The 22151-nt window shown below is 59.0% G+C and carries 23 protein-coding genes; 19 read left to right on the top strand and 4 right to left on the bottom strand.

Features of this window, described 5'->3' with window-relative positions:
• Positions 1 to 54: 54 nt before the first annotated feature.
• The gene (recN, locus tag D3871_RS04465) at positions 55 to 1704 is read right to left on the bottom strand and encodes a DNA repair protein RecN (protein ID WP_119767801.1); all 1650 of its coding nucleotides are present in this window, start codon (positions 1702 to 1704) and stop codon (positions 55 to 57) included.
• Between the two features lie 101 nt (positions 1705 to 1805).
• Positions 1806 to 2723: an NAD kinase gene (locus D3871_RS04460; RefSeq protein WP_119767800.1), complete on the bottom strand. Its 918-nt coding sequence runs from the start codon at positions 2721 to 2723 to the stop codon at positions 1806 to 1808.
• A gap of 93 nt (positions 2724 to 2816) precedes the next feature.
• On the opposite strand from D3871_RS04460, the gene D3871_RS04455 reads away from it, so the two are divergent.
• Complete coding sequence (locus tag D3871_RS04455) at positions 2817 to 3518, top strand: HAD family hydrolase (protein WP_119767799.1); 702 nt, start codon at positions 2817 to 2819, stop codon at positions 3516 to 3518.
• Positions 3519 to 3617: 99 nt separating this feature from the next.
• Positions 3618 to 4640, top strand: coding sequence for a heat-inducible transcriptional repressor HrcA (hrcA, locus tag D3871_RS04450; protein ID WP_119767798.1), 1023 nt, complete (start codon positions 3618 to 3620; stop codon positions 4638 to 4640).
• 45 nt (positions 4641 to 4685) lie between these two features.
• Here hrcA and D3871_RS04445 read toward each other — a convergent pair whose 3' ends face one another.
• Both D3871_RS04445 and fur read right to left on the bottom strand, forming a co-directional pair.
• On the bottom strand, positions 4686 to 5012 hold the full coding sequence (locus tag D3871_RS04445) for a PilZ domain-containing protein (RefSeq protein WP_147376745.1): 327 nt from the start codon (positions 5010 to 5012) through the stop codon (positions 4686 to 4688).
• Positions 5013 to 5044: 32 nt separating this feature from the next.
• Positions 5045 to 5476: a ferric iron uptake transcriptional regulator gene (gene fur, locus D3871_RS04440; protein ID WP_119769885.1), complete on the bottom strand. Its 432-nt coding sequence runs from the start codon at positions 5474 to 5476 to the stop codon at positions 5045 to 5047.
• A gap of 298 nt (positions 5477 to 5774) precedes the next feature.
• On the opposite strand from fur, the gene D3871_RS31520 reads away from it, so the two are divergent.
• From D3871_RS31520 to D3871_RS04355, 17 genes are all read left to right on the top strand, one after another.
• Positions 5775 to 6119, top strand: coding sequence for an outer membrane protein assembly factor BamE (locus D3871_RS31520; RefSeq protein WP_338016831.1), 345 nt, complete (start codon positions 5775 to 5777; stop codon positions 6117 to 6119).
• 12 nt (positions 6120 to 6131) lie between these two features.
• Positions 6132 to 6935 (top strand): 4-hydroxy-tetrahydrodipicolinate reductase, encoded by an 804-nt coding sequence (gene dapB, locus D3871_RS04430; protein WP_119767796.1) that lies wholly within the window; start codon positions 6132 to 6134, stop codon positions 6933 to 6935.
• Positions 6936 to 6975: 40 nt separating this feature from the next.
• The gene (locus D3871_RS04425; RefSeq protein WP_119767795.1) at positions 6976 to 7674 is read left to right on the top strand and encodes an energy transducer TonB; all 699 of its coding nucleotides are present in this window, start codon (positions 6976 to 6978) and stop codon (positions 7672 to 7674) included.
• A 19-nt stretch (positions 7675 to 7693) separates the two neighbouring features.
• On the top strand, positions 7694 to 8371 hold the full coding sequence (locus D3871_RS04420; protein WP_119767794.1) for a MotA/TolQ/ExbB proton channel family protein: 678 nt from the start codon (positions 7694 to 7696) through the stop codon (positions 8369 to 8371).
• A gap of 22 nt (positions 8372 to 8393) precedes the next feature.
• Positions 8394 to 8816 (top strand): ExbD/TolR family protein, encoded by a 423-nt coding sequence (locus D3871_RS04415; protein ID WP_119767793.1) that lies wholly within the window; start codon positions 8394 to 8396, stop codon positions 8814 to 8816.
• Positions 8817 to 8820: 4 nt separating this feature from the next.
• Positions 8821 to 9147, top strand: coding sequence for a barstar family protein (locus D3871_RS04410; RefSeq protein WP_119767792.1), 327 nt, complete (start codon positions 8821 to 8823; stop codon positions 9145 to 9147).
• A gap of 115 nt (positions 9148 to 9262) precedes the next feature.
• Positions 9263 to 11911, top strand: a complete 2649-nt coding sequence (leuS, locus tag D3871_RS04405; protein ID WP_119769884.1) for a leucine--tRNA ligase — start codon at positions 9263 to 9265, stop codon at positions 11909 to 11911.
• A 14-nt stretch (positions 11912 to 11925) separates the two neighbouring features.
• The gene (locus D3871_RS04400) at positions 11926 to 12429 is read left to right on the top strand and encodes an LPS-assembly lipoprotein LptE (protein WP_119767791.1); all 504 of its coding nucleotides are present in this window, start codon (positions 11926 to 11928) and stop codon (positions 12427 to 12429) included.
• Positions 12430 to 12467: 38 nt separating this feature from the next.
• Positions 12468 to 13484, top strand: a complete 1017-nt coding sequence (gene holA, locus D3871_RS04395) for a DNA polymerase III subunit delta (RefSeq protein ID WP_119767790.1) — start codon at positions 12468 to 12470, stop codon at positions 13482 to 13484.
• Positions 13485 to 13734: 250 nt separating this feature from the next.
• Positions 13735 to 15042: a glutamate-5-semialdehyde dehydrogenase gene (locus D3871_RS04390; protein WP_420799655.1), complete on the top strand. Its 1308-nt coding sequence runs from the start codon at positions 13735 to 13737 to the stop codon at positions 15040 to 15042.
• Between the two features lie 2 nt (positions 15043 to 15044).
• Positions 15045 to 15467: a CopD family protein gene (locus D3871_RS04385; RefSeq protein ID WP_119769883.1), complete on the top strand. Its 423-nt coding sequence runs from the start codon at positions 15045 to 15047 to the stop codon at positions 15465 to 15467.
• A gap of 192 nt (positions 15468 to 15659) precedes the next feature.
• Positions 15660 to 16262 (top strand): 2-hydroxychromene-2-carboxylate isomerase, encoded by a 603-nt coding sequence (locus tag D3871_RS04380; protein ID WP_119767789.1) that lies wholly within the window; start codon positions 15660 to 15662, stop codon positions 16260 to 16262.
• Positions 16263 to 16355: 93 nt separating this feature from the next.
• A complete protein-coding gene (locus D3871_RS04375) occupies positions 16356 to 17561 on the top strand; it encodes a THUMP domain-containing class I SAM-dependent RNA methyltransferase (protein WP_119767788.1) in 1206 nt (401 codons plus the stop codon).
• Positions 17562 to 17667: 106 nt separating this feature from the next.
• Positions 17668 to 18036 carry a VOC family protein gene (locus tag D3871_RS04370; RefSeq protein WP_119769881.1) on the top strand — a complete coding sequence of 123 codons (369 nt, stop codon included), beginning with the start codon at positions 17668 to 17670 and terminating at the stop codon, positions 18034 to 18036.
• Positions 18037 to 18146: 110 nt separating this feature from the next.
• Positions 18147 to 18866: a helix-turn-helix transcriptional regulator gene (locus D3871_RS04365; RefSeq protein ID WP_119767787.1), complete on the top strand. Its 720-nt coding sequence runs from the start codon at positions 18147 to 18149 to the stop codon at positions 18864 to 18866.
• Positions 18867 to 18932: 66 nt separating this feature from the next.
• Positions 18933 to 20390 (top strand): NAD-dependent succinate-semialdehyde dehydrogenase, encoded by a 1458-nt coding sequence (locus D3871_RS04360; RefSeq protein ID WP_420799654.1) that lies wholly within the window; start codon positions 18933 to 18935, stop codon positions 20388 to 20390.
• A gap of 208 nt (positions 20391 to 20598) precedes the next feature.
• Positions 20599 to 21849 carry a putative Na+/H+ antiporter gene (locus D3871_RS04355; RefSeq protein ID WP_119767785.1) on the top strand — a complete coding sequence of 417 codons (1251 nt, stop codon included), beginning with the start codon at positions 20599 to 20601 and terminating at the stop codon, positions 21847 to 21849.
• Positions 21850 to 22151 lie beyond the last annotated feature (302 nt).

Raw genomic sequence — 22151 nt, 5'->3', positions numbered from 1 at the left:
TTGAAGTCCGGTCGAATCATCGGGAATGTAGGTTGGCGGTTCAGGAACCCAGCCTCAGGAAGCCAACAATTCGCGCGCATGCTTGCGCGTGGTCGCGGTGATTTCGATACCGCCCAGCATGCGGGCGATTTCTTCGATACGCGTCTTGGCGTCCAGTGCATCGATGTTCGACATCGTCCGGCCTTCACTGCTGCGCTTGCTGACCTGAAAATGCTGGTTGGCCTGGCTGGCGACCTGCGGCAAATGCGTAACGCACAATACCTGTCGATCCTGCCCCAGGCGCTTGAGCAGGCGCCCCACCACTTCGGCAACGCCGCCACCAATGCCACTGTCGACTTCATCGAAGATGAGGGTCGGCGTTGCCGTGGCGCTGGAGGTAATGACGGAAATGGCGAGCGAGATACGCGCAAGTTCACCACCCGAAGCGACCTTGGCCAGCGGCCGCGCGGAAGTGCCGGCATGCGCCGCCACCAGAAATTCCACCTGTTCGATCCCATAGGCGGCCGGCTCGCAGGCATTGAGCGCGACGTCGAAACGCCCGCCTGCCATGCTCAGGTCCTGCATCGCCGCACTGACTGCCTGCCCCAGCGCCTTGGCAGCCTTGGCGCGCGCCTTGGACAGCTTCTGCGCCACGTTCATGTAGGCGTCCTTGAGCTTCTCTTCCTGTGCCCGCATTGCATCGAGATCGCTTGCATCCGCCAACTGCCTGAGCTGGGCCGAGAGGCTGTCGTATTCCTGCGGCAAATCGTCCGGTGCGACACGGAATTTGCGTGCAGTGGAGTGAATCGCATCCAGCCTGGCCTCAACCGCATGCAGGCGCTCGGGATCAAGTTCGACGCGACCGAGATAGTCATTCAGTCCATACACCGCTTCCTGCAACTGGATGCGTGCAGGCTCAAGCGCTTCGACCACCGGTTTGAGCGCATTATCGATATCGGCCAGCTTTCCCAGCTTGAGTACCAGCGAAGATAATTGCGACAGGATAGGGCCGGTATCCGATTCCGATATCACATCGAGCGCTTCCTGCGCCCCTTCGATCAGGCTGGCCGCATGCGACAGCCGGCTGTGCTCGGTGCTGATTTCGGCCCATTCGCCCGGCTTGACCGCCAGCTTTTCCAGTTCGCCGACCTGCCATTCCAGCCGTTCTCGCTCCAGCAGCACACTCTTTGCATTCGCCTCGAATTCTTCTCTTTGTCTGGCCAGCGCGCGCCAGGATTTGTAGGCGAAGGCAACGGCTTTTGCGTCTTCCAGCAAGCCAGCCTGGCTATCCAGCAGCACGCGCTGTGCATCGGTCTTGAGCAGCGACTGGTGCGCATGCTGACCATGGATGTCGACCAGCATTTCGCCGAGTTCGCGCAGTTGCGAGGCAGTCGCGACGACACCGTTGATGAATGCCCTGGAGCGGCCGGCATTGTCGATCACCCGTCGCATCAGGACTCCGCCGTCTTCATTGCCAAATTCGTGTTCGGATAACCAGTCCTCGATCTCCGGTGCAGTACTGAACTCGGCGGTGATGTCGGTCTTGGCCGCACCTTCGCGCACGACGCTGGCGTCCCCGCGCCCGCCAAGAGCAAGCGCGAGGGCATCGATCAGGATGGATTTTCCCGCGCCGGTCTCGCCGGTAAACACGGTAAAGCCCGGTGCGAATTCCAGTTCGATCGAATCGACAATGACAAAATCGCGTATCGAAAGTGTGCGCAACATGTTTTTATTTCAATCGTATAAATCATGGCGCATCGGGCAGCTGCTGCGACCTGAGGTTGCAGCGCCCTCCCTGTTTGCCATGGTGATCGGATGCAAGGCCGCTATTTTAACTTCCCCGTGACTGACGGATATTCATTCCAGTGCAGCTTTTCACGCAGGGTATCGTAATAGCTCCAGCCCTGCGGATGCAGGAAGGTAATGGTGTGGGCGGACCGACGCACCACAATACGGTCGTGATGTTGCAGGCTTGCCAGCGACTGCATGTCGAAATTGACGCTGATATCCCGGCCACCCATGATTTCGATCACGATATTGCTGGAATCGGGCACCACGATAGGCCGGTTGGACAAGGCATGCGGCGCAATCGGCACCAGGGAAATGCCGGACAGACTGGGATGCAGCAGCGGCCCGCCCGCGGACAATGCATAGGCGGTGGAACCGGTGGGCGTGGAGATAATCAGACCGTCGGAGCGCTGGTTGTACATGAAGCGCCCGTCCACTTCGACTTTGAGTTCCGCCATGCCGGTGGTCGGACCGCGCGACACCACGACGTCGTTGAACGCCAATGCATGAAAAATCGCTTGTCCGTCACGCAATACCGTACCTTCAAGCAGCGTTCGCTGCTCGGACTCCAGATTGCCGCGCAACATTTCGGTCAGGACAGCGATCATGCTGTCTTGCGAGATATCGGTCATGAAACCGAGGCGGCCCTGGTTGATGCCGATCAGCGGCACCTGATAAGGTGCGAGTTGGCGGGCAATGCCCAGCATGGTTCCGTCGCCGCCGACAACGATTGCGACGTCGGCATGCTGGCCGATTTCCTGCGGCGTCATCGATTCGACGCCCGGCAAATCGACGTTGCGGGCGGTCTCGGCTTCAAGCACAACCTTATGCCCCTTTTCCAAAAGGAAAGCGGCGATGTCGGAGAGCGATTGTTCAATGCCGGCAGCCATATACTTGCCGATGACGGCAATGGTCTGGAAAGCAAGCGGTCGGGAGGGTGGCGTGGCAGGCAACATGCTGGAGATTAGACCATAATTTCAGTACCTGTTACAGGAAGCGAGTGTTAGCGCAGTCATGAATTCTCTCTGAAACCGATCCCTGGACCCGATATGTCAACAATCAAAGCCGTGCTGTTTGACCTGGACGATACCTTGTGGCCCATCGTTCCGGTCATCAAGCGCGCGGAAAACCTGCTGTTCGAATGGCTGAGAACCCATGTGCCCAGCGTCGCCGACCGCGTTTCAATCGACGGCATGCGCGCGCGGCGCCAAGCCTTGATGGACAGCGATCCGGTGTACCAGCTCGATCTGCGCGCGCTGCGGCATGCAGTACTGATAGAAGCCTTTACTGCAGCCGGCGAGGACCCGGGCATGGTCGATCAGGCAATGCATGTGTTTTCCCGCGCCCGCAACGAAGTTCCGCTGTTTGCCGATGTCGCCCCGTCGCTGACCAGCCTGCGGCATCGTTACGCGCTGGCGTCGGTATCGAACGGTGTGTCCGATCTGCATGCGATCGGTATTGCTCATCTGTTCGACGCCACCGTGGCGGCGCACAGTTTTGGCTGCGCGAAACCGGACGCCGCAATATTCCATGCCGCTTGCGAGGCCTTGAAAGTAGAGCCACAAGAAGCAATCTATGTAGGTGACGATCCCTGGCTCGATGTGGATGGCGCGCAAAAAGCCGGATTGCGTGCCGCCTGGATGAACCGCAGGGAACTTGAACCGGTTCGCACCCTGCCGGATGGCGTTACACCGGATGCAATCTGCGCGGACTTGTTCGAATTGGAAGACTGGCTGCGTAACAACCAGTAAAGCCGGAACGGTAAAACTCTGATAACAATCAAGTTTTTTATGGCGTTGGATGGCAACAGAAGGTGGCACCTGCCGCCTTGCATCGCATAGAATAACTGTATGCAACTCGATACTCGCGCACAAACTTTGCTGAAAGCATTGGTAGAACGATATATCGCCGATGGGCAGCCAGTCGGTTCACGTGCGCTTTCCAAGATTTCCGGGCTTGAATTGTCGCCCGCGACCATTCGCAACATCATGGCGGACCTGGAGGAAATGGGATTCGTCTCCAGCCCCCATACGTCGGCCGGACGCATTCCGACTCCGCGTGGTTACCGGGTATTTGTCGATACGCTTCTGACCGTGCAGTCGATCGATGAATTGACCGTCGAAGCAAAGATGCAGCTGCGACTGCAGTTGAAGTCGCCGCAAAAAATCATTTCCAATGCAGCGCAGATCCTGTCGTCGCTATCGCAATTTGCCGGCGTGGTCATGACGCCGCGCCACGAGTCGATCTTCCAGCAGATTGAATTCCTGCGCCTGTCGGAAAAGCGCATCCTGCTGGTGATCGTCGCTCCCAATGGCGAGGTACAGAACAGATTGCTGCTGACCGACGTCGATTACACGCCGTCGCAGCTGATCCAGGCGGCCAATTACATCAACCAGCATTACGCCGGTCTGGGTTTCGATGAAATTCGCACTCGCCTGCAGGGAGAATTGCGTCAGCTGCGCGATGACATGACGCGCCTGATGCAGGCGGCGGTCGAGGCCGGCAGCGATGCCATGGCCGAGGGCGGCGAGGATATGGTGATTTCCGGCGAGCGCAACCTGCTCAGCGTGACCGACCTGGCGTCGAACATGACTTCGCTGCGCAAGCTGTTCGACCTGTTCGAACAAAAGACCAGCCTGATGCAATTGCTCGACGTCTCCAGCAAAGCAGCCGGCGTGCAGATTTTCATCGGCGGCGATTCACAACTCTTGCCTGTCGATGAAATGAGCGTGGTCACCGCACCCTATGAAGTCAATGGCAAGATTGTAGGTACGCTTGGCGTGATCGGTCCGACACGCATGGCTTATGAGCGCGTGATCCCGATTGTCGATATCACTGCGAAACTGCTGTCCAACGCGCTCAGCCATACCTGAACCCTCCGGCTGGCCGCGCGCAATTTGCGTCACAGCATGCCGGCCTCACCCCATCATCAGCTCGGCAACCGTCTTGTGATTGGCGGGATCCAGCTTGAGAAACTGCATGCCGACCCGAAAGCCGTCTGCGCCGCTCAGTATGCTGTAGACCACTTTCGCGGCGCCCATCACCCTGACGGTTTTGCCATTCAGCGGCGCTTCGAATCCCACCTTGCATTCCTGACCGACGCGTAATTGTTCGGCGATGACAATACTCACGCCGCCGAGTGAAATGTCCAGCGTGCGGGCACTTATCGGCGTCACACCCGGAATCACGACAATCGCCTGACAGCGCATGATCTTGCGCGGGAAGCTTCTGGTGTCGATAGTCATACGCGCGGCAAAGAGATCATCGACCGCTATGCCTATCGATTCCGATGCGGACAATCGGTCTTGGTGCAATGACCGTAAAGCGCCAACGCATGTTCGGCAATCTGGAAGCCGCGCTCGTTCGCAACGCTTTGCTGGCGTTTTTCGATTTCAGCGTCAAAAAATTCTTCGACGCGGCCGCAATCGAGACAAACCAGATGGTCGTGATGCGAACCCTGGTTCAATTCAAAGACCGCTTTTCCGGTTTCGAAATGATTACGGTGCAGCAGGCCGGCTTGCTCGAACTGGGTCAAGACCCGGTATACCGTTGCCAAACCAACATCCATATTTTCAGTAAGCAAAATTTTGTACACATCTTCGGCACTCAGATGCCGTACAGAGCTGTTCTGGAAAATATCAAGGATCTTGAGCCGCGGAAGGGTTGCTTTGAGTCCGCTGGCTTTCAGTTCGGAAGGATTGCTAGGCATGTTGTTAGTCGGAATCTGGTTATCTGCTTTATCATATAGCGTTTTGGCCCAATTGCTCAATGAATTGAGACCCACTATGCGAATGTTGTTTGCTTTACTGGATCGTACACCGTCGGTTAGCGGCGTGGCAGGCTTGGCGCTTGCAATGTGCCTGGCAGGATGTGCATCGAAAAATCCGTTGATGGAAGAACCGGCGGTGCCCGCAGCAGCGGGAAAACCGGTTGAAGCCGCATCTGCACAAGCCGCCACTGCAACGAACACGCCGACAAGCGGCGTCACCTCCACCGGACCGACCGGCGTGCAACGCTTTCTCGGCGTCTTTTCCCCTTATCGGGTCGATATCCAGCAAGGCAATTTTGTTTCCCGCGAAATGGTCGCCCAGTTGAAGGAAGGCATGCAGCGTCCTGAAGGCGTCACACGCGAGCAGGTCCGTTTCGTACTCGGCACGCCACTGCTGACCGATATTTTCCATGCCGACCGCTGGGATTATGTCTTCCGTCTCAAGAAGCGCACAGGCGAAGTGCTGTCCAGCCGCGTCTCGGTATTTTTCAAGGATAACCGCCTGGCCAGCATCGACGGCGGCACCCTGCCCACCGAGCAGGAATATCTTGCATTCATCGCCGGCTCTAAACCGGCCAAATAATTTCTAGCCATCATGAGTCAATTGAAAATTGCCATCGCAGGTGCATCTGGCCGCATGGGCCGCATGCTGATTGAAACCGTGCAAAATGCCGACGATGCGGTGCTGGCCGGAGCACTCGACGTGCCTGGATCGCCCAGCATCGGCACCGATGCCGCGGCATTTCTCGGCAAGCCGGCCAATGTTGCGATCGAATCCGAACTGGCTGCCGGGCTTGCAAATGCGGAATTCCTGATCGACTTCACTCGCCCTGAAGGCACACTGAAACATCTGGAGTACTGCGCAGCGCACGGCATCAAGGTGATCATCGGCACGACAGGCTTCGACGACGCCGGAAAAGCGGCGATTGCCGCTGCCGCCGAAAAGACCGCCATCGTGTTTGCACCCAACATGAGTGTCGGCGTCAACGTGACGATGAAACTGCTGCAGATGGCGGCAAAAAACTTTTCACACGGCTACGACATCGAAATCATCGAAGCGCATCACCGCCACAAAGTCGATGCGCCCTCCGGCACGGCATTGAAGATGGGCGAAGTCATCGCCGAATCGATCGGCCGCGATCTGAAGGATGTGGCCGTCTATGCGCGCGAAGGCGTGACCGGCGAACGCGATCCTTCTTCGATCGGTTTTGCCACCATCCGCGGCGGCGACATCGTCGGCGACCATACCGTGCTTTTTGCCGGCATCGGCGAGCGTATCGAGATTTCGCACAAGTCGTCCAGCCGCATGAGCTATGCGCAGGGCAGTTTGCGCGCCGCGCGCTTCCTGGCGGACAAGAAGACCGGCCTGTACGATATGCAGGCCGTGCTCGGACTGTAAGCGGACACTGACAACACGGCGGACGAACACCGGAACCCGCATGCGATCGGCATCGGTCATTCCCGCTATCGCCGCCCTGTTGCTGCATACGGCGTTGATAGGCATTGTACTGCCCGGACTGACTGGAAAGAAAAAGCCTGACACGCCGCCCAAACCCATGGAAGTGGCGTTGCTGGAACCGACGCCGCCGGCACCGTTGCCGGTGGCGCCTGCCCCACCCCCGCCACCCGAACCGCTACCCGAACCGCCAGCACAGCCGCCGGTCAAGCCGCCACCCGAGCCCAGGCCGCGCATCGAACGCAAACAGACACCCAAACCGGTACCGAAAGAAACGCCCGCACCGCGTGCTCAAACACCGGAAGTGTCATTCGACGCCAAGCCGACACCATCGAACACCACCGTTGTGCAGGCCCCACCGGCGCCGCCAGCTCCGGCGCCTGCTCCTGTCGCAAAAACACCGGTATCGATTCCCGCCCGTTATGCGGCAAGCAACCGCAAGCCCGAATATCCAAGGATGTCGCGCCAGATGGAAGAGGAAGGCACCGTGTTACTGCGCGTATTCGTGCAGGCCGACGGCAATGCGGGCACGGTCGAAATCCGGACTTCCAGCGGGTCGCCGCTGCTCGACCAGTCGGCGAAAAACGCGGTCCAATCATGGCGCTTCGAACCGGCAACCAGCGACGGCAAGCCGGTCAGTGAATGGTTTCTGATTCCTATTCCGTTTAAACTGCAAAACTAATTTACATTTCACGATCACCATGAACGAAACACTCGGATTCGCGCATTACTGGGCCCAAGGCGATGCAGTCACGCATTCGGTGGCATACCTGCTGTTGCTGATGTCCGTCGTCAGCTGGTATTACATTTTTTCCAAGGCCTGGAGCTCATGGCGGATCCGCAGAAGCGCGGGCGCGCTCGACGGCTTCTGGAAAGCGCCGACGCTCACCGACGCCATCGCCATCGTCAAGAACGCCGACAGCGAACAAGTGTATGCGCCGTTGGCCGTGCAAAGCGCCGAAGCGGCCAATGTCACCGCTCAGGCAGGCTCGCTCAATGCGAATGTCGACCCGGGAGAATTGATCACACGCACCCTGCGCCAGGAAATCAACCGCGTTTCCTCGCGGCTGGAAAGCGGATTGACCTTGCTGGCATCGGTAGGCTCCACCGCTCCCTTCGTCGGCCTGTTCGGTACGGTATGGGGCATCTACCATGCGCTGGTTGCGGTATCGACTGCGGGCACGGTACAGATCGACAAGGTGGCCGGGCCGGTGGGCGAAGCGCTCATCATGACGGCGCTCGGGCTGGTGGTGGCCATTCCCGCGGTGCTTGCCTATAACGCATTCACCCGCGTCAATCGCGTCACGCTGGCGGAACTCGACGCCTTCGCACACGATCTGCACGCCTACCTGACCACCGGCGCGCGCGTCGGCAAGTAAAGCACAAGCGGAGCGGACCATCATGGCATTCGGCGGATTCAACGACGACAAGAAGCAGGCACCGATGGCGGATATCAATGTCACGCCGATGGTGGACGTGATGCTGGTGCTGCTGGTGATTTTCATTATCAGCGCGCCGCTGTTTACCCACGCAATCAAGCTCGATTTGCCCAATGCGCAATCGGCGGCCTCGCCGGAAAAACCGGAAACCATTTCACTGTCCATCAATGGCGAGGGCACGATTTTCTGGAACAACGACCCGATCGAGCAGCAGGAACTCGGCAACCGGCTGGCTGTCGCAGCAAAGAAGCAGCCGCAACCCGACCTGCAGCTGCGCGCCGACAAATCCACACGGTACGAAATCATTGCGCAAGTCATGGCCACCGCACAGAACAACGGCATGACCAAGATGGGTTTCGTGACCGACGCCAAAGAGAAACAATAATTTCATGCCTGCCGTACAACTCGATGGCCGCACAATGTCCGACTGGGCTGGATTCCACCGCACCTGCAAGGCGGCTTTCGGCTTCCCTGAGTTCTACGGCAACAACATGGATGCCTGGATCGATTGCCTGAGCGGACTGCGCGACGGCGACGGGATGTCGTCCTTCGTTCTGCACCCTGACGAACTGCTGCAGATCCAGATTCTTCACTCCGATGTCTTGCGGCGCGACGCGCCCGAGATTCTTGCGGCACTGGAAGAGTGCAGCGCCGAAGTCAACCAGTTATTTGCGGAAAACGGTGAAAAACCGGCGGTCGACCTGGTATTGCGCTGACTTGAAACCGCATCCGCATTGATTTTGCGGCGAAATTCCCGCTGCCGTTGCCGGCAACAGCTCCCGGCGAGCAAGTATAATGACGGGTTCAATTTCACTTTCAGCATCATCCGTCATGCAAGAAAAATATCTCCCCGGCGACGTCGAAAAAGCGGCGCAAGACCACTGGACCGCGATCGACGCATACAAGACCGTCGAACACGCCAAAGACAAGAACGGCCAGGACAAGAAAAAGTTCTATGCCTGCTCGATGCTGCCCTACCCGTCCGGCAAGCTGCACATGGGCCATGTGCGCAATTACACGATCAATGACGTGATGTACCGCTACCTGCGGATGAACGGCTACAACGTGTTGATGCCGATGGGCTGGGATGCATTCGGCATGCCCGCGGAAAACGCCGCGATGGCCAATGGCGTTCCGCCTGCGCAGTGGACTTACTCGAACATCGAGTACATGAAGCAGCAAATGCAGTCGATGGGCCTGGCGATCGACTGGTCGCGTGAAATGACCGCTTGCAAGCCGGATTACTACAAGTGGAACCAGTGGATGTTCCTCAAGATGCTGGAAAAAGGCATCATCTACAAGAAAACCGGTACCGTAAACTGGGATCCGGTCGATCAGACCGTGCTCGCCAACGAACAGGTGATCGACGGACGCGGCTGGCGCTCCGGCGCGCTGATCGAAAAGCGCGAAATCCCGATGTACTACGCCCGCATCACCTCCTACGCGGAAGAATTGCTCGACTTCGTCGACAACAAGCTGCCGGGCTGGCCTGAGCGCGTGCGCATCATGCAATCCAACTGGATCGGCAAATCGACCGGTGTGCGCTTCGCGTTCCCGCATGACATCAAGGATGCCGAAGGCCAAGCGATCAATGACGGCAAGCTGTGGGTCTTTACGACCCGCGCCGACACCATCATGGGCGTCACCTTCTGCGCGGTTGCGCCGGAACATGCGCTGGCAACCCATGCCGCCCGAAGCAATCCGCAACTCGCCGACTTCATTGCCGAATGCAAGAAAGGCAGCGTAATCGAAGCCGACATGGCGACGATGGAAAAGAAAGGCATGCCGACCGGGCTGTTCGTCACACATCCGCTGACCGGCGAGCAGGTCGAGGTCTGGGTCGGCAACTATGTGCTGATCACCTATGGCGACGGCGCGGTGATGGGTGTGCCGGGTCACGACGAGCGCGATTTCGCGTTCGCGAAAAAATATGATCTGCCGATCAAGCAAGTTATCGCGGTCGAAGGCAAGAGCTATTCGACCGACGCCTGGGAAGAATGGTATGCGGACAAGGAACATGGCGTCTGCGTCGCGTCCGGCAAGTACGATGGCTTGAACTATGCGGCTGCGGTCGATGCAGTTGCAGCCGATCTCGCGGCCAAGGGCCTGGGCGAAAAGAAGGTCACTTACCGCCTGCGCGACTGGGGTATTTCCCGTCAGCGCTACTGGGGCACCCCGATCCCCATCATCCATTGTGGTACTTGCGGCGATGTTCCGGTACCCGAGAAGGATCTGCCGGTCGTGCTGCCGGAAGACTGCGTGCCGGACGGCAGCGGCAATCCGCTCAACAAGCATGAGCAATTCCTGCACGTCGATTGCCCGCAGTGCGGCAAGCCGGCGCGGCGCGAAACCGACACCATGGATACCTTCGTCGATTCGTCCTGGTACTACATGCGCTATTGCTCGCCGGGCAGCAACGAAGCGATGGTCGATTCGCGCAACGATTACTGGATGCCGATGGACCAGTATATCGGCGGCATCGAACATGCGGTGCTGCACCTGCTGTATGCGCGCTTCTGGACCAAGGTGATGCGCGACTTCGGCCTGGTCAAGTTCGACGAGCCTTTCGTCAACCTGCTCACCCAGGGCATGGTGCTCAATGAAACCTATTATCGCGAAGACGCCGGCAGCAAGAAGACCTGGTTCAATCCGGCCGATGTCGAACTGAGCTTCGATGACAAGGGCCGTCCGGTGTCCGCATTGCTCAAGTCCGACGGCAAGCCGGTCGAAATCGGCGGCACCGAAAAAATGTCGAAGTCCAAGAACAACGGCATCGACCCGCAGGCACAGATCGACCAGTACGGCGCCGACACCGCGCGCCTGTTCACGATGTTTGCGTCGCCGCCGGAACAGACACTGGAATGGTCGGGTGCCGGCGTGGAAGGCGCGAACCGCTTCCTGCGCCGCGTGTGGGCATTTGCCCATGCGCAGGCTGGCCGCATTGCTGCAGCAAGCGATGCTGACTTCGCTGCGCTGCCGGAAACACACAAGGCTTTACGCCGCGAAATCCACAAGATCCTGCAGCAGGCCGACCACGACTTCAAGCGTATCCAGTACAACACTGTGGTGTCGGCTTGCATGAAGACGCTCAACACGCTGGAAGCGGCCAAGCTGGATGATTCCACGGCATCGAACGCGGTCATTGCCGAAGGTTTGTCGATCTTCCTGCGCGTGCTGAATCCGGTTGCTCCTCACATCACGCATGTATTGTGGGGCGAACTCGGCCTGTCCGAGGTGCATGGCGACATCCTCGACGCGCCGTGGCCTCAGGTCGATGCAAGCGCGCTGGAACAGGCGGAAATCGAACTGATGGTGCAGGTCAACGGCAAGCTGCGGGGCAGCGTGAAGGTGCCTAAGGAAGCCGACAAGGCAGCGATCGAAGCGGCGGCGCTGGCCAATGAAAACGTCAAGAAGTTTGTCGAAGGCACACCGAAGAAAGTCATCATCGTGCCAGGCAAGCTGGTCAATATCGTTGCATGAGATCCGGAGAACCGATGACACGACGCGCGGTATTGCTTCTTACGCTGGCGGCCGCCGCCACGCTCTCGGGCTGCGGCTTCCAGCTGCGCGGCGCGGATGGCAAATCGGCCCTGCCGTTCAAGACGGTATACATCGGCGTGCCGGAATCGTCCCCCCTCGGTGTCGAGCTCAAGCGTTACATCCGGGCCAGTGGCAACACGGCTATTGTTGCCGACCCGCGCCAGGCTGAAGCGATCATCGATGTATTGAGTGAAGCGCGCGAAAAGGCGACGCTGTCGCTCAATACCCAGGGCCGCATACGTGAGTATTCGCTGTACTACCGGATGCGTTTTCGCGTGAAGGACAGCGCGGAAAAGGAATTGCTACCGGCCACCGAAATCATCCTGAAGCGCGATATCAGTTTCAACGAGTCGCAAGTGATCGCCAAGGAAAAGGAAGAAGACTTGCTGTATCGCGACATGCAGTCGGACGCGGTGCAACAGGTGTTGCGCCGCATGGCTGCGCTCAAGCCGGCCTGATCGCGAACTGATCGGTATGACTGTCAAACGGGACAAGGATGCAATTACGGCTTGACGCACTCGATACGCATCTGGCGAAATCGCTTGCTCCACTATATGTGATCACCAGCGACGAGCATCTGCTCGCGCTCGAAGCCGCGGACAAGATCCGCAAGGCCGCGCGGGCGCGGGGATACTCGGAACGCGAAGTGCTGATCGTCGAGCGCAGCTTCAAGTGGGGCGAGCTGCTGGCGGCAAACCAGTCGCAATCCCTGTTCGGCGACCGCAAGCTGATCGAATTGCGCATCCCGACCGGCAAGCCCGGCAAGGATGGCGGCCAGGCGATGCAGGAATATGTCGGCGCGCTCAATCCGGACAATGTCACGCTGATTACGCTGCCGAAGCTGGACTGGCAGACGCAGAAGGCGGCCTGGGTGGCAGCGCTGCAGCAAACCGGTGTGTACATCGACATTCCTCTGGTCGAGCGCGCGCAGTTGCCGGCATGGATAGGGACACGGCTGGCCGCGCAGAAACAGAGTGCGGACAGACAAGGCATCGACTTCATCGCCGACCGGGTCGAAGGCAATCTGCTCGCCGCGCATCAGGAATTGCAAAAGCTTGCGTTGCTCTATCCGGAAGGCAAGCTAGCGTTCGAACAGGTGCAGGATGCAGTGCTGAACGTCGCCCGCTACGATGTGTTCAAGCTGAATGAAGCGATGCTGTCGGGCGACACTGCCCGCCTGGTGCGGATGATAGAAGGCTTGAAAGGCGAAGGCGAAGCGCTGCCGCTGGTGCTGTGGGCAATGGCGGAAGAAATCCGCACCTTGCTGAAGATAAAGGCCGGCACCGCGCAAGGAAAGTCGGTCGGCATGCTGCTCAAGGAATACCGGATCTGGGGACCGCGCGAGCGGCTGATGGAGCCGGCATTGCGGCGGCTGAAGCTGTCGACGCTGGAAACGGCGCTGCAGGAAGCGGCGCAAATCGATAAGATGGTCAAGGGATTACGAGCAAAGGCGTTCGCGGGGGATGCGTGGGATGCGTTGCTGCAGTTGGGGTTGAAGGTGGCGCGGGGGTAGGCTGGCGGGTATTGGTGGTCGGTCGTGCTGCATACGCCTCCCGTCGTCCTCGCGAAGGCGGGGACCCATGTGAGCTTGCTTGGTCATCCGGCTTATGGGTCCCCGCCTTCGCGAGGACGACGGGGAAAAGACATTGGCAAGTCAGCTGTCGGTACCCGCATGCAAGCAATCCAATGTATTACAAGCTTATGTGCATAGCATAGCCCTGCAAGGAGAGCAAAACGGCGATGCGCGAGCGGTTACGATCTACATGGAGTCCCTCCGGGAATTCTGCATTTACAAGAGTCAACACATGGACATCAAGCACTACATGAACGAAGTTGGTCAGCGCGCACGCAAGGCATCGCGCGCGATGGCCAAGGCCGATACCGGCGCCAAGAACAAGGCGCTGTCGCTGATCGCCGCCGCCATCCGTGACCAGGCGGACGCCCTGCGCGCCGCCAACCAGAAAGACCTGGAAGCCGCACGCGCCAACGGCCTTGCGCCGGCGCTGCTGGATCGCCTGACCCTGTCCGACAAGGCAATCGCGACCATGGCCGAAGGCCTGGAACAAATCGTCGCGCTGTCCGACCCGATCGGCGAAATGTCCAACATGAAATATCGCCCGACCGGCATCCAGGTCGGCCAGATGCGCGTGCCGCTCGGCGTGATCGGCATCATCTATGAGGCGCGTCCGAACGTCACCGTCGATGCCGCCGGCCTCTGCATCAAGAGCGGCAACGCGACCATCCTGCGTGGCGGTTCCGAAGCCATTCATTGCAACCAGGCACTGGCAAAATTGGTGAAGGCTGGACTGGCCGGCGCCGGTCTGCCGGAAGACGCAGTACAGATCATCGAAACCACCGACCGCGCCGCCGTCGGCGAACTGATCACCATGCCCCAGTATGTCGACGTGATCGTGCCGCGCGGTGGCAAGGGCTTGATCGAGCGCCTGATGAAGGAATCGAAGGTGCCGATGATCAAGCACCTCGACGGCATTTGCCATGTGTATATCGACGACAAGGCCGACATCGAAAAAGCGCTGAAAATAGGGTTTAATGCAAAGTGCCATCGCTACGGCACCTGCAACACGATGGAAACCCTGCTGGTGGCGCGCGGCATCGCGGCGCAAGTGCTGCCGAAGCTGGCCGAACTGTACGACACCAAGGAAGTGGAATTGCGCGGCGACGATGAAGCGCGCACTATCCTGGCCGCCTATCCAAGGCTGGTTGCTGCTACCGAGGAAGACTGGAGCACCGAGTACCTCGCGCCGATTCTCTCGGTCAAGATAGTCGGCGATATGGATGAAGCGATCGAGCATATCAACACCTACTCGTCGCAGCATACCGATTCCATCGTGACCGAAGACTACAGCCGCGCGATGCGCTTCCTGCGCGAAGTCGACTCGGCGTCGGTGATGATCAATGCATCGACACGTTTCGCCGATGGCTTCGAATACGGATTGGGCGCCGAGATCGGCATTTCCAACGACAAGCTGCATGCACGCGGCCCGGTCGGACTTGAAGGATTGACTTCGCTGAAATACGTGGTGTTCGGCCACGGCGAAGTGCGGGAATGAGCATGCTCTGGGTCAAGGCACTGCATATCGTATTTGTCGCTTCGTGGTTCGCCGGCCTGTTCTATCTGCCGCGCATCTTCGTCAATCTGGCAATGGAAACCGATGCGACCGCCACCACGCGCCTGCTGCTGATGGCCCGCAAACTGTATCGCTTCATGTCGATATTGGCGATTCCCGCCTTGTTGCTGGGCCTGTGGCTGTGGCTCGGCTATGGCATCGGCAAGGGCCCGGGCAACGGCTGGCTGCACGCGAAGCTGACCATCGTCGTGCTGCTGATCGGCTACCACCATGCTTGCGGTTCGCTGCTGAAGAAATTTGAGAACGGCCGCAATGTCCGCAGCCACAAATGGTATCGCTGGTTCAACGAAGTGCCGGTCATCGGTTTGCTGCTTGTAACGATCCTGGTCGTGGTCAAGCCATTCTAGAGCGCTTTCACCCTGACCGGCTCAGTCGAGGCCGAGGCGGATTGCCCGTGGCACAAGGCGCAGCGACGCGACATGGCGAGCCATGGCAAGGAGATGCAACGCCGTGCCGGGGGCAAGGCGACCGGGATCGACGAGCTGGTCAGGGTGAAAGCGCTCTAAGCCCGGACCATTCAACCTCTTCAGGAGAACGGCATGGCCAAGGTTTGTGAATATTTTTTCGCGCCGCAATCGCCGTGGGCGTATCTGGGCCATGAGCGTTTCGTCGCGCTGACCAAGCAGTACGGCGTACAGATCGATCTGAAACCCTGCGATCTCGGCAAGGTATTCAACGTGTCCGGCGGACTGCCGCTGGCCAAGCGCCCGCCGCAGCGCCAGGCTTACCGCCTGGTGGAGCTCAAGCGCTGGAGCGAGTTCCTGCAGATTCCGCTGAACCTGCAGCCGAAGTTCTTCCCGGTCCCCGGCGATCCGGCTGCAAAGCTGATCATTGCCACCCGGCTGGCGCACGGCACTGACGCCGCATTGCATATCACTGGCGCGATCATGCACGCGATATGGGCGGAGGAAAGAAACGTCGGCGACGCCGATACGCTCGCGGCCATCGCCCTCGAATGCGGGCATGACGGCAAGGCGCTGCTGAAGTCATCCGAGACCGCCAGCGTGCAGAGCGAATACGATCGCTACACCGATGAAGCGATCGCCGCCAACGTATTCGGCTCGCCCTGGTATGTGGTCAATGGCGAAGGCTACTGGGGACAGGACCGTCTGGATTTCGTCGAACGGGCCTTCAAGGCATAGGCATATATATCGCAACACCTGGCAACAAGCGCAGGCCAAAGGATTGGCAGCGTTCAACAGCAGCACTGATTCATCACGGATAAAGGGTTCCCCATGGCACATTCTTATTTTTGTCCCTGCCCGCGCGGGCTTGAGGCCGCGCTCGCAGAAGAGATCAACGAAATCGCTCAGCACAGCAAGACGCTGAAAGTTCATAACCAGGTACCGGGCGGCGTGCACTGCTCCGGCTCGCTGTCCGACAGCTATCGCATCAACCTGCATTCGCGCATTGCCTCGCGCGTGCTGCTGCGCATCGCGCAAGCCGGGTATGCCAACGAAAACGACATCTACGACCTGACGCTGGCCCAGCCCTGGGAAGAATGGTTCGACGTCGATCACACGATCCGGGTCGACCTTACTGCCATCAAGTCGCCGCTCAAGAGCCTGGAATTCACCACGCTAAAGATCAAGGACGCCGTGTGCGACCGCTTCCGCGATCTGTACCAGAAACGGCCCTCGGTCAATACCCGCACGCCGGACATGCGCATCGTCGGCTTTCTCGATGCCCACAGCTACACGATCTACCTCGATACCTCGGGCGAAGCGCTGTTCAAGCGCGGCTGGCGCCAGGAAACTGGCGATGCGCCGCTGCGCGAAAATCTTGCTGCCGGCCTGCTGCGGGTATCCGGCTGGACACCGGGCACGGTGCTGTTCGATCCTATGTGCGGCTCCGGCACGATACTGATCGAAGCGGCGCAGATCCTGGCCGGCATTCCACCGGGTTCGCGGCGCTCGTTCGCGTTCGAAAAGTTTTTCGGCTTCAAGCCCAATGAATGGCAGGCGATCAAGGACGAGGTCAAACCCAATGCCCTGCCCCGTGCGCCGACGCTGTTCGGCAGCGACATCTCGGGCGACATGGTGGTCATGGCGCGCAACAACCTCGCCAACGCCGGCATACAGTTCGACGTCCCGCTCAAACAAATCGAGGCGCAGGAGGTCAAACCGCCGAGCGGCATTCCCGGCGTCATCCTGACCAACCCGCCCTATGGCGAGCGTATCGGCGTGCGCGGCGACAGCACGCAAGCGCCGGACGAAATGGCGACTGCGTTCTACAGCGCATTCAGCACCACGCTCAAGCAGCGCTTTCCGGGTTGGAAGGTTTTTCTCTTTACCGCCGACCTCGGCCTGCCGAAATTGCTGCGCCTGAAGGAATCGCGCAAGACGCCTTTTTTCAATGGCGCGCTCGAATGCCGTTTGTTCCGCTTCGACATGGTGGCCGGCTTCAACCGGCGCGAAGAGGCCAAGCCGAAAACTTCCTGATAGAGATTCCTGACAATGCCTCCTGACACAATGCTGTCAGGAGCCCTGTCGCATGATGCGTCCTATGCCAACCGGCATTCAACCGTTCAATAACAAGGAGCGCATCATGCAAACAAAAGTCAACTGGTTTGAAATCCCTTCCGTCGACTTCAAACGCGCTGTCGGCTTTTATGAAACCATCTTCGATACCCGCCTGAAAGTGGAAGATATCGGCAGTTTGCCGATGGGTATTTTCATCGACGACCAAGGTCAGAGCGTAGGCTGTGTCGCGCATGGCGGGTATCTGGTTCCCAACGAGAATGGCGCAGTGCTGTACCTCGATGCGACACCCGGTCTCGATGCGGTCCTTGGCCGGGTACAAGCTGCGGGCGGACGCGTGCTGATGGGGAAAATGGCACTGCCGCGCGAACTCGGATACATTGCGCATTTCGTGGATACCGAAGGTAATCGCATCGCGCTGCACGCCGAACATTAGAGCGAGCAGACTCTGGACGCCGGCCTGCCCGTTTGCCAGAATGCACGCATGCCTGCCGCGTCCACTTTCAACACGTGCTTCCCCATGACAAAGCGTCGGAAAGGATAACCATGCGCCGCGCCGACCGTCTGTTCCAGATCGCGCAGTACTTGCGTGCGCGCCGCCTGACCACGGCCAGGCAACTGGCCGACTGGCTGGCGGTGTCGGAGCGCACCATTTATCGCGACATCCGCGACCTGTCGCTGTCGGGCGTACCGGTCGAGGGCGAAGCTGGCGTCGGTTACCGGATCAAGGCCGGCTTCGATTTGCAGCCCCTGATGTTTTCCCCCGATGAGATCGATGCGCTGGTCATCGGCATGCGCATGGTGCAAGCCTGGGGCGGCCCCCAGCTCGCCGCCTCGGCCGTGGCGGCGCTGGCCAAGGTGACGCTGGCCTTGCCGCGCGAAAAGCGCGATTTTGTCGAAGCGACCGCGCTGTATGCCCCCGCCTTTCATATCGATCCCCTGCATGGCGAGCGGCTCGAAGCCATTCGGCAAGCCATCGGACAGCGTCGCAAGTTGCAGCTGGAATACGCCGATGCAGGAGCGGCGATGTCGGAACGCGTCGTATGGCCGCTGGCGCTCTATTTCTTTGGCGGTACCTGGCTGATTGCAGCATGGTGCGAGCTGCGCAGCGATTTCCGCTCGTTCCGCCTTGACCGCGTGCGTGCACTTGCCACCGCCGACAGCTATCCGAGTCATGAAGGACGGCGTCTTGCCGATTTTGTTCGCTCGGTGCAACGTTCCAGCACAGCGCGCCCTCCTCCGCCGATCGGGCCGACGACGCCCTGAGCTTTGCGCTATTCTTGTTCTTTTAAAAAAGACCAGGAGACAATCATGCTGCAACAGGTCAAGGGCATGCCCAAACTGAACGACGGCGCACTGCTGCGCAACCAGGCCTACCTCAACGGTGCGTGGGTAGGCGCCGCCTCTACTTTTGATGTCACGAATCCCGCCGATGGCGCCACCATCGCATCCGTCCCGAACATGGGCGCGGACGAAGCCCGTGCCGCCATCGATGCGGCCAATGCGGCATTTCCGGCATGGGCCGCGAAGACAGCCAAGGAGCGCGCCGCCGTTTTGCGCAAGTGGTTTGAACTGATGATGCTGCACGCGGGCGACCTCGGCGCGCTGATGACGGCCGAACAAGGCAAGCCGCTACCCGAAGCCAAGGGCGAAGTGATGTATGGCGCAAGCTTTGTCGAATGGTTTGCGGAAGAAGCCAAACGCGTGTCCGGCGATGTAATGGCATCGACCTGGAGCGACAAGCGCATGGTGGTGCTCAAGCAGCCTATCGGTGTGTGCGCGGCCATTACGCCATGGAATTTTCCGATTGCAATGATTACCCGCAAGGTGGCTCCGGCAGTTGCGGCCGGCTGCACCATCGTCATCAAGCCGGCCGAGCAGACGCCGCTGTCGGCGCTGGCCCTGGCCGAGCTGGCGCACCGTGCCGGCGTGCCGCCCGGCGTGATCAACATTATCACCGCCGATTCGCAGCGTTCGATCGACGTCGGCAAGGTCTTGTGCGACAGCCCCGTCGTTCGTCATTTGTCCTTTACCGGATCGACGCCGGTCGGTCGCATCCTGATGCAGCAAAGCGCTCCTACGGTGAAAAAACTCGCGCTGGAACTCGGCGGCCATGCGCCCTTCATCGTATTTGAAGACGCCGATATCGATGCCGCCGTCGAAGGCGCGCTAGTCTCGAAATACCGCAATGCGGGCCAGACCTGCGTCTGCACCAACCGTTTCTATGTGCATGAATCGATCTATGACGCGTTTGTCGAAAAACTGGCGGCCGGCGCAGCGAAGATCAAGGTCGGCAACGGTTTCGAACAAGGCGTAGGCCAAGGTCCGCTGATCGACGATCAGGCGATCGCCAAGGTCGAGGAACATGTCGCTGATGCGCTCGCCAAGGGTGCGAACGTGCTGGCCGGCGGCAAGCTGCATGCACTGGGTGGCCACTTCTATGAACCGACCGTGCTGGCCAACGTGACGGGCGACATGAAGATCATGCGCGAAGAAACCTTCGGACCAGTCGCAGCGGTTACCCGCTTCAAGACCGAAGAAGAAGCGATCGCCGCGGCCAACGATACCGAGTTCGGCCTCGCCAGCTATTTCTACTCGCGCGATATCGGCCGTGTATGGCGCGTCGCCGAGAAGCTGGAGTACGGGATGGTCGGCATCAACACCGGCATCATATCGAATGAAGTTGCACCGTTCGGCGGCGTCAAGCAATCCGGTCTCGGACGCGAGGGGTCGAAGTACGGTATCGAGGAATATCTGGAAATGAAATATCTGTGCATCGGCGGCGTTTGAACGCGCGCCGAGCATAGCTGCCGGGACTTCTTCTCTCCAGCTCAAGCCTGCCATCGGTCCGATCCGTCCTCGCGTGTACTGCATGAGGCCGGATCGGCTCAATACAACTCCCGGACTGCCGCAATGTCGGCGGGCACATGCCGTTTGACGTGCAGCTTGTTGCACCCCTCGTTCCCTCACGCAAGCGCAACCAGAAAATAACAAATTCATGGACACCATCAATACCGTTGCAGCGGTCCTGTTTGCACTCGCTCTTGTGCACACCTTCGCCGCCAAGTCATTTGAACGCATGGCCGATCGCAGCCCCAAACATGCCGGTCTGTTTCATTTGCTGGGCGAGATCGAAGTCGTCTTTGGCTTGTGGGCGTTTATCCTGCTCGTCTGCATAGCCTTGCTTCAAGGCGGCAAGCAGGCGATCGAGTATGCCGAGTCGCGTCAATACACGGAACCGCTGTTCGTATTCGTGATCATGGTGGTCGCTGCGTCACGCCCGGTGCTTGAGGCAGTGAAAAGCCTTATTTCCATGCTCGCCAGACTTGCCCCTATCCGCACCGTTGTAGCACAAACATGGTTATGCATGGCCTTGGTGCCGCTCATCGGCTCCCTGATTACCGAGCCTGCCGCGATGACGCTTGCGGCCCTCATGCTGGCGCCGGTGGTTTTCCGGCAAGGCGTTCCGGAATGGATCAAGTACGGCGCTCTCGGTGTGCTGTTTGTGAATGTCTCGATTGGTGGCACGCTCACTTCATTTGCTGCTCCGCCGGTGTTGATGGTCGCTGCAAAATGGAATTGGGATAGTGCATTCATGGCCGCTACCTTCGGCTGGAAGGCGTGCGCCGCGGTTTTGATCAACGCAACTGCGGTGACCTTTTTGCTTGGCAAGCATCTCGCAGAAACGAATACTGCTTCTGCAGAAGAAAGCGAAGCCACTGTGCCGCGTCTGGTCAGCGTGATTCATCTGCTGTTCCTCGCCGCCGTGGTGGTATTCGCTCATCACCCAGTTATTTTTCTTGGCGTCTTTCTGTTTTTTCTAGGCTTTACCCAGGCTTACTCGCAATATCAGAGCCCGTTGATTTTGAAGGAAGGGCTGCTGGTCGGATTCTTTCTGGCCGGACTGGTCGTTCTTGGAGGTATGCAGCAATGGTGGTTGCAGCCGATCGTCTCCAGCCTGGAACCCACCGCGATGTTTTTCGGCGCGATTGCGCTGACAGCGATTACCGATAACGCGGCGCTTACCTATCTTGGTTCTCTGATCGAAGGCTTGTCGGACCAAGCTAAATACATGCTTGTGTCCGGCGCCGTCGTTGGCGGCGGCTTGACCGTTATTGCGAATGCGCCCAATCCGGCGGGTGTTGCCCTCCTGCGAAACGGCTTCAATGATGAGTCGATCGGCGTCGGTGGATTGTTGTTGGGCGCATTGCTACCCACGACAGTCGCCGCATTTTTCTTCTTCCTCTAGCGAGGCTAGCGCCCTACCAGGGAACGCCATAGTCTGGGTGTGGCAGACGGCAGTGCTCCATATCGGGCGGAGATGCAGCACGAGATTTTTCATTGATAAAAAAATCCGAGCCATTTCTTTCTTTTTGCGGCAGACAGTCTCCAATTTCGCTTATCAAGAAAAATAAGCAGTTATCTTTTGATCACCTGAAAATTCGATAAGTTTTTAGAATTCCGTCACCATCTCGACAAAAACAAATTATTCAGAGATGCAAAAATATCGCGGATGCGGAAGCAGTACGTCCGCAATACGTGACCATGCTT

Source organism: Noviherbaspirillum saxi (assembly GCF_003591035.1).
GTDB classification, from domain to species: domain Bacteria; phylum Pseudomonadota; class Gammaproteobacteria; order Burkholderiales; family Burkholderiaceae_D; genus Noviherbaspirillum; species Noviherbaspirillum saxi.
The sequence above is the reverse complement of the archived record's forward strand: the minus strand, read 5'-3'. Positions and strand labels throughout refer to the sequence as shown.